General features: G+C 43.9%; 12 protein-coding genes. 9 read left to right on the top strand and 3 right to left on the bottom strand.

Annotation, left to right across the window (positions count from 1 at the left end):
• The first annotated feature begins 13 nt into the window (after positions 1-13).
• The 3 genes from GM612_RS01565 to argH all read left to right on the top strand — a co-directional run bounded on the left by GM612_RS01565 (position 14) and on the right by argH (position 4,407).
• Positions 14-1,342, top strand: coding sequence for a dihydrolipoyl dehydrogenase family protein (locus tag GM612_RS01565; RefSeq protein ID WP_155430609.1), 1,329 nt, complete (start codon positions 14-16; stop codon positions 1,340-1,342).
• A 366-nt stretch (positions 1,343-1,708) separates the two neighbouring features.
• A complete protein-coding gene (locus GM612_RS01560) occupies positions 1,709-3,007 on the top strand; it encodes an argininosuccinate synthase (RefSeq protein ID WP_155430608.1) in 1,299 nt (432 codons plus the stop codon).
• Positions 3,007-4,407, top strand: coding sequence for an argininosuccinate lyase (argH, locus tag GM612_RS01555; protein WP_155430607.1), 1,401 nt, complete (start codon positions 3,007-3,009; stop codon positions 4,405-4,407). Before GM612_RS01560 ends, argH begins: the two co-directional genes overlap by 1 nt.
• A gap of 253 nt (positions 4,408-4,660) precedes the next feature.
• Here the strand turns inward: argH and GM612_RS12210 are convergent, their stop codons facing one another.
• Positions 4,661-4,831 (bottom strand): SPJ_0845 family protein, encoded by a 171-nt coding sequence (locus GM612_RS12210; RefSeq protein ID WP_173021188.1) that lies wholly within the window; start codon positions 4,829-4,831, stop codon positions 4,661-4,663.
• A 280-nt stretch (positions 4,832-5,111) separates the two neighbouring features.
• Between GM612_RS12210 and GM612_RS01550 the strand changes: the two genes are divergently transcribed.
• From GM612_RS01550 to GM612_RS01530, 5 genes are all read left to right on the top strand, one after another.
• Positions 5,112-6,590: an ABC transporter substrate-binding protein/permease gene (locus tag GM612_RS01550; RefSeq protein WP_173021187.1), complete on the top strand. Its 1,479-nt coding sequence runs from the start codon at positions 5,112-5,114 to the stop codon at positions 6,588-6,590.
• Positions 6,580-7,326, top strand: coding sequence for an amino acid ABC transporter ATP-binding protein (locus GM612_RS01545; RefSeq protein WP_155430606.1), 747 nt, complete (start codon positions 6,580-6,582; stop codon positions 7,324-7,326). Before GM612_RS01550 ends, GM612_RS01545 begins: the two co-directional genes overlap by 11 nt.
• A 423-nt stretch (positions 7,327-7,749) precedes the next feature.
• Positions 7,750-9,540, top strand: a complete 1,791-nt coding sequence (uvrC, locus tag GM612_RS01540; protein WP_155430605.1) for an excinuclease ABC subunit UvrC — start codon at positions 7,750-7,752, stop codon at positions 9,538-9,540.
• Between the two features lie 104 nt (positions 9,541-9,644).
• On the top strand, positions 9,645-10,949 hold the full coding sequence (gene obgE, locus GM612_RS01535) for a GTPase ObgE (RefSeq protein ID WP_155430604.1): 1,305 nt from the start codon (positions 9,645-9,647) through the stop codon (positions 10,947-10,949).
• Positions 10,950-10,978: 29 nt separating this feature from the next.
• Entirely contained in the window at positions 10,979-12,919 is a 1,941-nt protein-coding gene (locus GM612_RS01530; RefSeq protein WP_155430603.1) for an acyltransferase family protein, read from the top strand.
• Positions 12,920-13,089: 170 nt separating this feature from the next.
• Here GM612_RS01530 and GM612_RS01525 read toward each other — a convergent pair whose 3' ends face one another.
• Both GM612_RS01525 and GM612_RS01520 read right to left on the bottom strand, forming a co-directional pair.
• The gene (locus tag GM612_RS01525; RefSeq protein WP_155430602.1) at positions 13,090-13,821 is read right to left on the bottom strand and encodes a hypothetical protein; all 732 of its coding nucleotides are present in this window, start codon (positions 13,819-13,821) and stop codon (positions 13,090-13,092) included.
• Positions 13,822-13,833: 12 nt separating this feature from the next.
• Entirely contained in the window at positions 13,834-14,100 is a 267-nt protein-coding gene (locus GM612_RS01520; protein WP_155430601.1) for a hypothetical protein, read from the bottom strand.
• 221 nt (positions 14,101-14,321) lie between these two features.
• Here GM612_RS01520 and rnz point away from each other — a divergent pair, with 221 nt between their 5' ends.
• Entirely contained in the window at positions 14,322-15,260 is a 939-nt protein-coding gene (gene rnz, locus GM612_RS01515) for a ribonuclease Z (RefSeq protein WP_155430600.1), read from the top strand.
• Positions 15,261-15,266: the final 6 nt, after the last annotated feature.

Here is a 15,266-nt window from a genome sequence, read left to right as displayed (position 1 = left end):
TGGAGGAATTTTCATGACTGAATATGATTATGACGTTTTATATCTCGGCTGTGGGCACGGTACTTTTGACGGGGCGATTCCACTTTCTCAAAGTGGCAAAAAGGTTGCGGTTATTGAAAGTGGCTTAATTGGTGGCACGTGTCCTAACCGTGGCTGTAATGCTAAGATCACATTAGACACGCCAGTTAAGTTGGTGCGTTCAAAGGAACGGCTGAACGGCATTGTTAAAGGAAATTGGTCACTGGACTGGTCTCAAATGGTCGCTCAAAAACAAGCTGTGATCGATCCATTACCAGATATGATTGCTGGTTTATTGCAGGGTTCTGGGGTCACAATCATTCATGGTCAGGGAACCCTAACTGATGCTCACACGATCAACGTCGGGGGCCAGTCAGTGACGGCTGACAAAATTGTGATTGCGACAGGATTACGACCGCACAAGCTTTCTGTTCCTGGAACGGAATTAACTCACGATAGCGAAGATTTCATGAATCTGAAGGCATTACCAAAACGCTTAACGATTGTTGGTGCTGGTTACATTGCGATGGAATTTGCAACAATTGCTAACGCTGCTGGGGCTGATGTAACGGTGTTGATGCATGGTGATCAAGCTTTACGGCAATTCCATCAACCGTTTGTTAACGCGGTGATTGATGATTTGACTAAGCGCGGGGTCAGCTTTGTTAAAAAGGCGCAGGTTTCAGCCTTTGCCAAGAATGGGAATGCTTTGACCGTTTCATTTGGGGATGGCCAATCATTGACGACAGATTGGATTCTCGATGCGACTGGTCGGATTCCAAACGTTGAAAATATCGGCTTAGAAAAAGTTGGTGTTAAATACAGTGCGCACGGCATTGAAGTCAACGACCATCTTCAAACCAGTGTGGCCAATATTTACGCCTCAGGAGACGTCATTGATAAAAAGCAGCCGAAGTTGACGCCAACGGCAATTTTTGAATCGGTTTACTTGATGCAGCTGTTTTCTGGTCAAACTAACGGTCCAATTGATTATCCAGCGATTCCATCCACCGTTTTCACCTCGCCGCGAATCGCAAAAGTTGGCGAGTCTGTTGAAAGCGCTCAAACCACTGGTGATTCTGTGGTTGTCAATCACATTGCAGATGATTGGTACCGTCAAATCGATAAGCAAACTTTAGGGGATAGTAAGCTGGTCTTTAATAGCCAACACCAACTTGTCGGTGCAACTGAAATGAGTGAAGAAGCTGATAACGCCATTGATACCTTGCTTCCAGCGATTGAATTTGGACTTGATGCGAGTCAAATTGGGCGAATCGTCAATCTTTTCCCATCGATTGCATCATCGGCATGGGAAAAATTATAATTGTCAAAGATTCAGGTAAAAAATAGCAATCTTTAATGTCGTTTAAAGCATAAATTGGAAAATACACCAGTGGGTCCTTCATAGATTCACTGGTGTATTTTCGAGTTGCAAGGTGATACTGATTCTTAAATTTTGAGTAAGCCGTTTCTGCAACTGGTTGGCATTACAAATAAGCGGTTTACCCGTTATTTAATTCGTTTTTAACAAATCAAACTTAATCGCCTTACTGTATTTTATAAAATAATGTATATAATTATGAATACAAAGGAAAAATACGTATAAAAAGCAAAAATAACTTGCATTATATGAATATTGGTGTTAATCTCGTATCATTAAGTCAAAATGAAGAAATGAGAGGGACATCACATGACAGAAAATAAAAAAGTAGTACTAGCATATTCAGGTGGTTTGGATACATCAGTAGCAATTCCTTGGCTAAAAGATAAGGGTTATGATGTGATTGCTTGCTGTATCAACGTTGGTGAGGGCAAGGACATCGATTTTATCAAGCAAAAAGCGTTAGACGTTGGTGCTGTAAAGGTCTACGTTATCGATGCTCTGGAAGAATTTGCCGAAGATTACGCCTTAGTCGCCCTACAAGGCCACACATACTATGAGGGTGAATACCCGTTGATCTCAGCATTGTCACGGCCGTTGATCAGTAAGAAACTGGTGGAAGTGGCACAAGAAGAAAACGCACAGGCTGTCGCTCACGGCTGCACTGGCAAAGGAAACGATCAAGTTCGTTTTGAAGTTGCGATTCACGCCTTGAACCCCGCTTTGGAAGTGCTCAGTCCCGTTCGTGACTGGCACTGGTCACGGGAAGAAGAAATTGATTATGCTAAAAAGCATAACATCCCGATTCCGATTGATCTGGACTCACCATATTCCATTGACGCTAACATTTGGGGCCGGGCGAACGAAGCCGGAGTTCTGGAAGATCCATGGGTCAGCGCACCAGAAGATGCTTACGCTTTAACCAATCCAATTGAAGCTACGCCGGACACACCAACAGACGTTGAGATCACCTTTGAAAAGGGTGTGCCAACGAAATTAAACGGTGAATCAATGCAGTTAGCTGACCTGATTCAAAAGCTGAATAAGATTGCTGGCGAAAACGGTATTGGCCGGATCGATCACATTGAAAATCGGCTGGTGGGCATCAAGTCACGTGAAGTGTATGAAGCCCCTGCAGCAACGGTTTTGATGAAGGCTCATAAACAACTGGAGGATCTGACCTTTGAACGCGATCTTGCGCACTTTAAGCCAGTGGTTGAAAAACAACTGAGTGAGATGATTTATAACGCCCTTTGGTTCTCACCTTTAATGGATGCGTTGCTAGCCTTTTTGAAGACCAGTCAAGAAGTTGTGACTGGGGTGATCAAATTAGAGCTGTTCAAGGGTAACGTGATCACACTTGGTCGGAAGTCTGATAGTTCACTTTATGATAAGGACCTAGCAACTTACACGGCTTCAGATTCCTTTGATCAGGAAGCAGCCAAGGGCTTCATCAAGCTTTGGGGTCTGCCAACTACGGTTTACTCACAAGTTAAAATGAAGAATCAGCAGTCAGCGTTTGTGAATGCAGTGACTCAAAACACTAAGAGCAAGGTGAAAGTAGCGGTTAAGAAACAGGCTGACAAACACACGGAGGCGGCAAAGTAATGGCAACCAAAAAACTCTGGGGTGGCCGGTTCCAAGAACAGGCGGCCGCATGGGTCGATGCTTTTGGGGCGTCCATTTCCTTTGATCAGCTCATGGCTGAAGAAGATATTGAAGGGTCTTTAGCCCACGTCAAAATGCTTCAGAAAACCGGTATCGTTCCAGTTGATGACTGTGATCAGATTATTGCGGGCCTGGAGGGTATTCAACAAGACCTTGAGAAGGGTCAAATTAAATTTGATGTTGAAAACGAAGACATTCATATGAATATCGAAAGTATTTTGACGGATCGCATTGGCCCAGTAGCGGGCAAGCTGCATACTGCACGCTCGCGAAACGATCAAGTTGCAACGGATTTCCACTTGTATTTGAAAAAACGTTTGCCTAAAGTGATTGATGAGATTACCACGGTTCAAAAAACGTTGATTGACCTCGCTGAGAAAAACGTTGAGACCATCATGCCCGGATACACTCATTTACAGCACGCTCAGCCCATTTCATACGGTCATTATCTGATGGCCTATTACCAGATGTTTAAGCGCGACAAGGAACGGTTTGCGTTTAATGAAGTGCATACTGATATCTCACCCTTGGGTGCTGCAGCGTTAGCTGGAACAACTTTTCCAATTGATCGGCAAATGACGGCCAAGACCCTAGGCTTTTCCAAAGTTTACGCGAACTCGTTGGACGCTGTTTCAGACCGGGACTTTGCCCTGGAATTTCTCAGTAACAGTTCAATTCTAATGATGCACTTATCACGTTTTTGTGAAGAGCTCAGTATGTGGGTCAGTCATGAATTTCAGTACCTGGAACTTTCCGATGCCTACACAACTGGTAGTTCAATCATGCCGCAAAAGAAGAACCCGGATATGGCCGAATTAATTCGGGGTAAATCCGGCCGGGTATACGGGCATCTAATGGGCTTGCTGGCGACAATGAAATCGTTACCTTTAGCCTATAATAAGGACCTTCAAGAAGATAAAGAAGGGGTCTTTGACACCGTTAAAACTCTATTGCCAGCCCTTAAGGTTTTCAACGGCATGCTGTCAACTATCACGGTCAAGGCTGACAATATGAAACAAGCGACGGAGAACGATTTTTCAAATGCCACGGAGCTGGCAGACTATCTCGCAACTAAGGGTGTCCCCTTCCGAGAAGCACATGGGATCGTTGGCCAGTTGGTTCTCAAAGGGATTCAGACCCATCAGAATTTGCAGGATATGTCACTTGCTGAGCTACAGGCTGCGTCCCCTAAGATTGAAGCCGATGTTTATCATGATTTGAAGTCAGAAGTGGCAGTTGAACGTCGCCATTCAGAAGGTGGCACAGGCTTTGATCAAGTGCGCAAGCAAATTGAACAGGCCAAGCGGGACTTAAGTGAATCGGGTGACAAATCTGATTAGGCTGGTTTGAAAGCAGAATAGATGTAACTGACGACTAAAAACAACGCGCTATCGAAATAGTTTCCAAATTCTGGAAATTATTTTGGTAGCGCGTTGTTTTTCAGTTAGTACTAAATGGTGATGATGGCATGGACATTACAGGAAGTGTGTCTCAGCGAAAACATCCTTTTTAAAACTAAAAAAGGGCTTTGATAAGAGCTAATGAAAGCCCTTTACCAAAACCATTGGTCGTGCTGATTTAAACACGGTTGATTTACTTGTGATAACTTCGGTGCTCCTTGATTAAAGCCTTGGCTTTTTTAGAAGCATCTTTTTTTTCGTCATGTTTTAAAAACTTATCGCGTTTTTCATCTTTCAGATCCATTTCGGCAAACTTACCAAACATGGCGTTGAGATCATCTTGACGTTTGACTTTTAATCCCATCGTAACTCAGCTCCTTCATTGAAGTTAGTGTATCATGGATAATTCCGACTAGCAAGCCGTTTGGCACGAATGTCTTTTAAAAGAAATGGCGCGTCAAATTCGTTAACCAGATGAGAAGTTTGAATTAGATTCGTAATTAAATATTGCATATTATAATGAATATTTGGCCGCTAAATAAAATAATTGTGTATAAAAAAGAGTTTTTCTTGATTTTTATTGCATAAAGAATAAAAAAGGTGTACGATTGAAATATTAAAATTTAGAGAGGAAGTTACGGCGGATGAAAGTTCAGGGGAAAAAAGTTATCCTAGCAATTTTAACTTTTTGTTTATCGTTATTTGTCTTATTTAGTATTCAGCCAACGCATCAAACCGCTTATGCCGCGGATCAATCGCTGCAAAGAATTAAGCAAAAGGGGACCATCGTCATGGCGACTTCGCCAGACTACCCACCCTATGAATTTGAGGTTCAAAAGAATGGTAAGTCTCAAATTGTCGGCATGGATGTCGACATTATGAAGAAGGTGGCTAAGGACTTAGGAGTCAAGCTGGTCATCAAAAGTATGTCGTTTGATTCCGTCCTGGTCGCCGTCGAAACTGGGAAGGCCGACGTGGCGATGAGTGGGATCAACCCAACGCCTTCCAGACGTCAAAGTGTTGATTTCTCCGAGATCTACTATAATGGTGGTCAAAGTTTCTTAATTAATAAGACTGATGTCGCTAAGTATAAGAATCAGTCAGCCCTAGCTCATAAAAAAATTGGTGCTCAAACTGGGACGTTGCAATATAATTTAGCCAAGTCTAAGATTCCTGGCGCTACCGTTAAAGGAATGGATAAGAATACCGACTTGGTGTTAGCTTTAAAGACGCATAAGGTCGATGCCCTGGGGATTGAAACACCATCTGCCGAAGCATACATTAAAAATGATCCAGACTTGGCGATGTTTAAGTCCAGTTACCATTTGAATAAGAATGAAACTGGTTCTGCTATGGCGCTGAAGAAGGGCTCTGGAACTTTAGTAGCCGCCATCAATAAGAGTATTGACCAGATCAAACAGCAGCACCTCGCTAATCAGTACCTTGCTGACGCTGGTAAATACATGAAGGTCAACACCCACAATACGTCAATGTGGCACTATCGAAGCTACTTCTTAAAGGGTGTTGAATATACGCTGATCATTTCAGCAATTTCCGTTATCTTTGGTGTTTTGCTGGGGACGATCTTAGCCTTAATGAGATTTAGTAAGAGTAAGATCTTACATGCCATTGCGGTAGCCTACATTGAATTCGTTCGTGGGACGCCTTTGATGGTTCAAGTGCTGTTCGTTTACTTTGGGGTTGGAATCATCATTAACCTACCGGCGTTACTTTCAGGGATTATCGCTGTTTCACTGAATAGTGGTGCTTACGTTGCGGAAATTATTCGTGGTGGTATTAATTCAGTTGACAAAGGTCAAACGGAAGCTTCAGCAAGTCTTGGGCTGACGAAGGGCGACAGTATGCGCTACGTTATTTTGCCTCAGGCTTTGAAGAACATTTGGCCAGCATTAGGTAACGAATTTGTTTCTCTGATCAAGGAAAGTTCAATCGTGTCGATCATTGGTGTCACCGATTTGATTTACCAACTGAACATCGTTCGGGCGGATACTTATCGGGGCGTTATGCCGGTCTTCGTTGCGATGATCATTTACTTCATCATCACCTTTATCTTGACCAGAGTACTCAACTACTACGAAGGGAGAATGAAACATGCCAGATAAGCCATTAATTAAAGTTGATAAACTTGAAAAGAAGTTCGGCGATAACGAAGTCTTGAAGGAAATTGACGGGACCGTTATGGCGGGACAAGTGATTTGTGTGATCGGCCCTTCAGGATCAGGAAAAAGTACCTTTTTACGCTGTTTAAACTTATTGGAACACCCAACCGGGGGTAAAGTTTACTTTGAAGGTAAAGATACTGAAACCTTTACCGAAAGTGAGCTGACGACCCTGCGTGAACGGATGGGGATGGTCTTTCAAAGCTTCAATCTATTCCCTAATTTAACGGTCCTTGAAAACTTAAAATTAGCCCCGATGCGGGTCAAAAAAATGTCGGACCAAGAGGCGGCCGACAAAGCAATGTCGCTACTTAAGCGGGTTGGCCTGGAAGAAAAAGCGGATGTTTATCCGGCGAGTCTTTCCGGTGGTCAACAGCAACGTGTTGCCATCGCACGGGCGTTAGCGATGGATCCAGAGGTCCTATTATTTGACGAACCGACCAGTGCGCTTGACCCCGAAATGGTTGGTGAAGTTCTAGCTGTTATGAAGGGACTTGCTGAGTCTGGTATGACGATGGTGGTTGTGACCCACGAAATGGGCTTTGCCAGGGAAGTTGCTGACGAAGTCTGGTTTATGGCGGACGGCTATATTCTGGAAAAGAATAAGCCAGATGACATGTTTAACCACCCTCAAAACGAGCGTGCTAAGGACTTTATCAGTAAGATTATTGGTCAGTAAAAAACGTTATTGATCTGAATGTTTCGTGATTTAAAGCTCAGATAGTGAATCCTATCAACAAGAAGACAAGCAGTAGTGAGTTTCGGTACGTTTCGAAACTCTCTGCTGCTTTGTTGTTTGTGTTGATAGTAGGAATTGGCGGGGTTGGTTTTGTCGATTCGCTGTTTTTCCCACTGAGTCGTCTTTTGGCAATTGTGGATCAATCCGCGTCAAAATCAAGTTTATTTTAGTTAACCACGCCAGGAATGAACAGATCTGCCATGCAATAATGATCTTAGGTAAAAATGACTGCCAGATGTCCATAAATGGCTAAAGTGCCTTTCTGCTTGCCCCAAACACCCATTCGGTTTATAATATAGGTTCGATACTGGGTCAGTGTGGATTAAATCTGGCTCAAACTTGAATTGAAAGGAGGCCGTCCGATTGGCGACCGAATATCTTGAACATAAATTGGCGTTACTACCAGATATGCCCGGTATTTATATGATGAAAAATATTAATGGTCATATCATTTATGTGGGTAAAGCTAAGAATTTAAAGAATCGGGTTCGTTCCTACTTTAAGAGTAGCCACGAGGGTAAAACTGCCCGGTTGGTCTCTGAAATTGCTGATTTCGAAACGATCGTTACCTCCACTGATAAGGAGGCTTTTCTGCTTGAAATCACAATGATTCAAAAACATCAGCCGTATTTTAATATCAAATTAAAACAGGGGACAGGGTACCCCTACATTAAAATCACGAATGAGCGGGATCCGCAAATGCTGATTGTCAGCAATGTGCGCAAGGACGGCGGTTATTACTTTGGTCCTTATCCAAACGTTTACGCGGCGGAAGAAACACTGCATTTTTTACAAAAAGTTTATCCTTTACGGCGTTGCAATGGGTTTCAGAACCGCCCGTGCTTGTACTATCACATGGGGCAATGCCTGGGTGCCTGCTTTAAAGAGGTGCCAGAGGAAGTTTACGCGAAGCAAATTGAACGGATCAAATCTTTTTTGAACGGGAACGTTGCCAGTGTTAAACGGCACCTGCAAGCCCAAATGAAAAAGGCGTCCGATAATATGGAATATGAGCGGGCGGCTGAGATCCGCGATCAGATGCACTACATTGAAGTGACGGTTGAAAAGCAAAAAATCATTTCAAATGACCGCACCCCTCGAGATATCTTTAATTTTTACTTGGATAAGGGCTGGTTATCCGTTCAGGTTTTCTTCATTCGTCAAGCGCGTTTGATCAAGCGCGAAAAACGTTTATTTCCAATCGTGAATGATGAGATTGAAGAAATGACGAGTTTTATTATTCAATTCTATCACCGAAAGAACAGTGTCTTTCCAAGGGAGATCTTGGTACCAGAGAGTTTGCCAAAGGATATTTTGGAAGAGATGTTGCCAATGCCGGTGCGGACGCCACAACGAGGTGAAAAACGCGCCTTGTTAGAAATGGCTGGGAAGAATGCCCGATTAGTTCTGGAAGAGAAGTTTCGCTTGCTGGAGCTTGACGAGCAGAAAACGACTGGTGCCATGAAGGAAATTACCGACGCACTAGGCATTGCTCCAGGCCATAAAATTGAAGCGTTTGACCACTCCCACATTCAAGGGGCAGACCTGGTTTCCGCGATGGTGGTTTTTGTAGATGGGCTGCCAAATAAAAATTTGTATCGAAAATACAAGTTGCGAACGGTTGACCATGCCGATGAAGCTGCCAGCACACGGGAGGTTATCCGCCGCCGCTATACACGGCTATTGAAAGAGCACGCTCAAATGCCTGATTTGATCTTGATGGACGGCGGTGCGATTCAGCTTGAGGCGGCTAAAGACGTCCTCGAAAACGAGCTGGGGCTTGACGTGCCAGTTGCTGCAATGGTGAAAAATGATAAGCATAAGACGTCGGATCTGCTGTCCGAAGTCAACGACACACCACTTCATCTGGATCCTAAGTCACAGGGTTTCTACTTGTTACAGCGAATTCAAGATGAAGTGCACCGCTTTGCCATCACCTTCCATCGGAAAGTACATGCTAAGAACTCCTTGAGCTCCCGTTTGGATGATATTAACGGTGTTGGACCAAAGACCCGTAACAAGCTATTACGGAAATTTGGATCAATGAAAAAAATTGCCGCAGCCACGCCAGAAGAAATGCATGAAATTGGCATCTCAAAGTCGGTTGCTGACACGATTCACCTGACTTTAGCTAAGACAGCCGAAATAAATTAATTGCGAAAATAAAAAAGTTTTCAATTTACGGTGGTATTTTGGCGGCATTCATTAGATAATGGCAAAGCAGGAAGTTCGAATGAAAAGAATTAATGGAGAAAATTATGTTTGTAGATCACGTTACAATAAATGTTAAAGCTGGTAATGGTGGCGATGGTATGGTTGCATTCCGGCGCGAAAAATACGAACCAAATGGTGGTCCTGCCGGCGGCGACGGAGGTCGTGGCGGCAGTGTTATTTTTAAAGTCAATACGGGTCTACGTACCCTGATGGACTTTCGGTATAATCAAAAATATAAGGCTGACCATGGTCAAAATGGTGGTATCAAAGGTATGACTGGTCGTGGAGCAGAAGATCGCATTATCCTTGTGCCACAGGGAACCACTGTAATCGATGACGAAACCAATCAAGTGATTGCGGATCTCGTTGAGCCTGATGATCAGGTTGTGATTGCAAAGGGTGGCCGCGGTGGACGCGGTAACGTTCATTTTGCGACGCCTAAGAATCCGGCACCGGAGCTTTCCGAAAATGGGGAGCCAGGAGAAGAACGTCGGGTGCGATTAGAACTTAAATTACTGGCTGATGTGGGTTTGATTGGTTTTCCGTCAGTTGGTAAATCAACTTTATTGGCGGCTATCACCAGTGCGAAACCTAAGATTGGTGAGTATCACTTTACGACTTTGACGCCTAACCTAGGAATGGTTAGACTTAGTGACGGCAGAGACTTTGCTGTTGCTGATCTGCCAGGCCTGATTGAAGGAGCTGCTAGTGGTATCGGCTTAGGCATTGAATTTTTAAAGCACATTGAACGCACGCGGGTCCTCCTTCACCTAATTGACGTTAGTGGTTTTGAAGGACGAGATCCGTATGATGACTTTTTAAAGATCAACGCGGAACTGAGTAAATATGATCCTGATTTGCTGAAGCGACCACAGATCGTGGTTGCAACCAAAATGGACTTGCCCGATTCGGCTGATAATTTAGCGATTTTAAAAGAAAAGTTAGCCCATGATCAGACGCTGGCTGTGCCACCTGTGGTGATGGCAATTTCCAGTGTCACGCATGAAGGTTTGACGCCGCTGATTCAAAAAACGGTCGAAATTTTGGATACCACACCAGCTTTTCCGGTTAAGGGTGTCGATGACCTTCAAAAAATGCTGGTTAACGATGACCAGTCTGAGGCTGGTGCCGACTTTGAAATTAACCGCGATGAAGATGGTACTTGGGTCTTAAGTGGAGCTAAATTAGAGCGTCTTTTTCATATGACCAACATGGAACATGAGGAAAGTACACTGCGGTTTGCTCGACAGATGAGGGGTATGGGCGTTGACGACGCTTTGAGAGCGAAGGGAGCTCACAATGGCGACCTAGTCCAAATCGATGATTTTACCTTTGAATTTGTTGAGTAGTCCGGTGAATACACTAGTTTATTGAGGAAATGAGGGAGCATCAGATGCGACATGCAGGGAGTAAACGGCTGAAAAATAGTCGTTATATTTCTGGGTTCGATGGTATTAGAACAATTGCGGTGATTGGCGTGATCGTCTATCACCTGTTACCATACAGCCTGCAAGGGGGTTATTTAGGCGTACCCATTTTCTTCGTTGTTTCGGGTTATTTGATTACCGATTTACTCTTACAGGAATATGAACAAAACGGGCGCATTGATGTGCTCAGCTTTTATGGCCGACGGATGAAACGCTTGTATCCGGCGTTAGTCACAATGGTATTAACAACCGCAGCCTATATTACGCTGTTTCAAAGATCACTCTTTGTGAGCTTAAAAGCAATCATTACGACTAACTTACTGTACGTTTATAACTGGTGGGAAATTGGGCATGGTCAATCTTATTTTGATCGGTTTAACGGTGAATCACCATTTACCCACCTTTGGTCGCTTTCCATTGAGGGTCAATTCTACTTAATTTGGCCTTTGGTGCTGGTAGTGCTCCTTGGTATTTTTCATCAGCGACGGCAAATCTTCTATATGATAACTGGTTTAGCTGTCCTCTCAGCCATTTGGATGGGTGTCTTGTACACGGGCACAGCGATGACCAACCGTGTCTATTACGGGACGGATACGCGGATGTTTGCCATTCTGCTGGGCGTATCATTAGCCTTTATTTGGCCAGCCACAAAATTGAAAACTGATTTGTCTGACCGGTCTAAATGGTTATTGAACGGGACAGGAATTGTTAGTTTTCTGGCCATCGTTTGGCTCTTCTTTAAAATGTCAGGACAGGCTACGTGGACGTACCGTGGCGGGATGTTCCTGTTCACGTTCTTGTCTGCAATTTTAGTGGCTACAGTTGCGCATCCAGCGGGCTTTATGAATCAGGTCTTCACTAACCGAGTGTTTGACTGGGTGGGTAAGCGCAGTTATGGAATTTATCTGTATCAATTCCCAATTATGATTTTTTACGAAGCAAAGGTAACTAATATTGCGGCACATCCGTTACTTAATGCGCTGATTGAAACGGTTTTGATCTTGATTGTAAGCGACTTATCCTACCGCTATTTGGAACGGCCAATGCGGCATTATAATTACAGTCAACTACCTAATTTAGTTCGGCAATTCTTCAAACGGCCCAGTACTTTTGGCTGGCGCCGGTATGTAGTTATTCCAGCTGCCTTGATTGCCGCAGTTGCATTGTTTGGCGCGGCAACTTCGCCAGCTCATTCCAGGGAACAGCAAAGTGCACTGCAAAGTAGCATTAAAAAGAACCAAAAAGCAGCTTCCGCCTCTAATCAAAAGGCTTTAGCACAGCAGCGAGCAGAGCAAAAACAAGCCGCGGCTCAAAAGAAGCGCGAAGAAGCTTGGCGAAAGGTTAAGCTAACACCGCATGAACGCCAATTGATGAAGAGCTATGGACTGACTAAACGCCAAGTTGTCATTGCAAAGGATTTGCCAGTGACTGCGATTGGGGATTCGGTCATGCTTGATGCATCTAGAGACGTGCGAGAAGTGGTCCCTAATACCTATGTTTCTGCAGGAGTTGGCCGCCAGATCTGGCAGGCACCAAAGGAGATCCAAGCATTGCAGGCTCAAGGCGCACTGGCTAAGAACGTTGTCGTGAATCTAGGGACCAACAGCCCAATGACCGATGAGCAAATTGATAGCGTGATCCGAATGATTGGGCCTAAACGCCACATTTACTGGATCAACACGCACGTTCCAACGCGTAATTGGGAAAGTTCTGTGAACACAACGATTGCTAAAGCAGCACGTCGTTATCCAAACGTTGAAATGGTGGACTGGCATGATTTAAGCAAGAATCATCAAAGCTGGTTCTACAACGACGACGTTCATCCTAATCCAACTGGCAACCGGTACTTTACCCGTTTGCTAGTTCAGCGGATGACCCTGCATGCCAATTAGTTTAAAAATCAGAATGTATTTTTAATTAAAATAGGGCTGCCAAAAACAAATTTCTTCTAGGAAAATTGTTTTTGACAGCTCTATTTAAGTTGAAATCTAAAATCTAAGTGGAACCAGTTACTTTTAAATTGAAAAGCATGTAGCCAAAACTGTTAAACTTCAAGTGCACTTTACAGTTGGATACCAATGGCTTTCGGGGCGGCAATTACCGTTTGACCTGCATCGTTAAAGCCTCCCGAGAATTTAATCTGTAATTGAGACACTTTGAAACTGGTTGGGCCCGCCAGAATCATTGCGGAAAACGCTCGGGTTTGGCCAGCTTTAATCGTTGCACCCGCACTGGGATCACTGAGCCCGTCTGATTCAATATTTCTAGACGCGTTAATTGTGGCATGTGTAATACCGTCAATTTTGATTGCCCGGCTAGATTGATTTTTAACCCGAAACTTGATTTGAATCGTCTGGTAAGGATTAGGAATCTTAGCCACATTGAAAGCTTGCTCAGCCATTGATAATGCCCGTTGAGTCTTAGCGTTATTGCGATAACGTTTGACATCAGTTACCCGATAAACGATGCCGTTTGAGGCCGTTTGATGTTTTTGGGTTACATTTTGAGAAAGGGTCAGCTTGGTGCCTACTTTGTCGTAGGCAAATTGACCCGGCAGCGTTAATAAGCCTGAGCGGCGGTAGTCACGGTTCTGTTTTTCCGATTTTGGTACCTGATACGGTTTCATAGTTGCCTGATCAGATGCGGATTTTGCCGGTGTCTTTTGACTTTCGCTCGTTGAGCTTGCAGCTGAGCTCGTCGCTGATCGATGAGCGGTTGCTGCATGACTGCCACAGCCGCTTAATGCCAGTCCGGCGATTAAAATTAAAGTCAGTGTAAGATGTTTATTTGTCATAATGAGCCCCCGTTATTTAAATAATAACCAGTGATTTTCTTGACGGAAACCAAACAGCCGCTTTCCCGATGAAGAGAAAACCACTAGTTGGTCATCAAAGTGGGTCGCATGCTGTCGAAAGGCTTCAATCGTCAGAGGTGTTTTGGTGGCGGTATGGAACAGCAGCCGACCATCGCTTTTGGACATTCCAGAAATCGGTTTGATCGGTGATGAATCAAGGCCAAGCTTGAGTGACGGTGATAGTTGCTGCACTAGGGTCACGACTTCTTTCAAGCGCAAAGTACCCACTCCCCTCTAAAAACATTATACATGATTCAGGTTAGAAAGTGCTTCGGTAGACCGTTTAAGTTGCCTCGTGGCAGGAAATAGTTTGAATTTCGATCAAATAATCAAACAAATACAGCCTGAATCTGCTACAATTATATGGTTGGATTCACAGTAAAGGAACAAATGAACATCGCCGTTTCCGCGGTGCGATTTAATAGAAAAGGACGACAGACATGCAAATTGAATTTTTAGGTACCGGTGCCGGATCTCCTGGTAAATTTCGAAATGTGAGTAGCCTGGCTCTTCGACTACTCGAAGAACGCAATTCCATTTGGTTATTTGACGCCGGTGAAGGTACCCAGCAGCAAATTCTTAGAACAACTATTAAACCTCGAAAAATTGATAAAATTTTTATTACTCATTTGCACGGTGACCACATCTTTGGGTTACCTGGTCTGTTGAGCAGCCGCTCTTTCCAGGGTGGCAATGAAAAGCTGACGATCTATGGGCCACGAGGGATTCGTAACTTTGTGCTAACCAGCTTAAAAGTTTCAGAAACCAAGCTTTCTTACTACATTGATTTTGTCGAATTATCAGATGGTGGCGAGATTTTTAAAGATAATAAATTTACGGTTTATGCCGAACACTTAGACCATAAAATTGAAACTTTTGGCTACCGGGTGGTTGAACACGACCACCAAGGAGAATTGTTGGTTGATAAGTTGCGTGATGACCAGATTCCATCCGGGCCAATTTACGGTCAGATAAAAGCCGGTAAAACGGTCACATTGCCTGATGGTCGAAAAATTGATGGTCATGACTACATTGGTCACGCTCAAAAGGGCAGAATCGTCACGATCTTAGGGGATACTCGTAAAACTGCCAATAGCTATAAACTTGCGCAAAATGCCGACGTTTTGGTTCATGAAAGTACCTTCGCGAAAGATGAAGCGACAATGGCGCACAGCTATTATCATTCAACGAACGTTCAAGCCGCTACAATTGCTAAGGAGTCCCACGTTGGGCGCTTACTGTTAAATCATATTTCCGCGCGTTATAATGGTAAACTTGCTCATGAGCTGGAGAAGCAGGCACAAGCTGTATTTAAAAATGCCAAGGTCGTTAAAGATTTTGACCTGATTGATATTCCGTTTGATAAAGAACGCCACTAGGGGGAA

The sequence above is a fragment of the Secundilactobacillus folii genome (assembly GCF_009720675.1).
Classification (GTDB): Bacteria; Bacillota; Bacilli; order Lactobacillales; family Lactobacillaceae; genus Secundilactobacillus; species Secundilactobacillus folii.
This window is presented reverse-complemented; position numbering and strand designations above follow the sequence as displayed.

Excerpts from the sequence above, each read along its gene's own strand:
- GM612_RS01565 (WP_155430609.1), top strand. The coding sequence starts at position 14 with ATGACTGAATATGATTATGACGTTTTATATCTCGGCTGTGGGCACGGT.
- GM612_RS01560 (WP_155430608.1), top strand. The coding sequence starts at position 1,709 with ATGACAGAAAATAAAAAAGTAGTACTAGCATATTCAGGTGGTTTGGAT.
- argH (WP_155430607.1), top strand. The coding sequence starts at position 3,007 with ATGGCAACCAAAAAACTCTGGGGTGGCCGGTTCCAAGAACAGGCGGCC.
- GM612_RS12210 (WP_173021188.1), bottom strand. The coding sequence starts at position 4,831 with ATGGGATTAAAAGTCAAACGTCAAGATGATCTCAACGCCATGTTTGGT.
- GM612_RS01550 (WP_173021187.1), top strand. The coding sequence starts at position 5,112 with ATGAAAGTTCAGGGGAAAAAAGTTATCCTAGCAATTTTAACTTTTTGT.
- GM612_RS01545 (WP_155430606.1), top strand. The coding sequence starts at position 6,580 with ATGCCAGATAAGCCATTAATTAAAGTTGATAAACTTGAAAAGAAGTTC.
- obgE (WP_155430604.1), top strand. The coding sequence starts at position 9,645 with ATGTTTGTAGATCACGTTACAATAAATGTTAAAGCTGGTAATGGTGGC.
- GM612_RS01530 (WP_155430603.1), top strand. The coding sequence starts at position 10,979 with ATGAGGGAGCATCAGATGCGACATGCAGGGAGTAAACGGCTGAAAAAT.
- GM612_RS01525 (WP_155430602.1), bottom strand. The coding sequence starts at position 13,821 with ATGACAAATAAACATCTTACACTGACTTTAATTTTAATCGCCGGACTG.
- rnz (WP_155430600.1), top strand. The coding sequence starts at position 14,322 with ATGCAAATTGAATTTTTAGGTACCGGTGCCGGATCTCCTGGTAAATTT.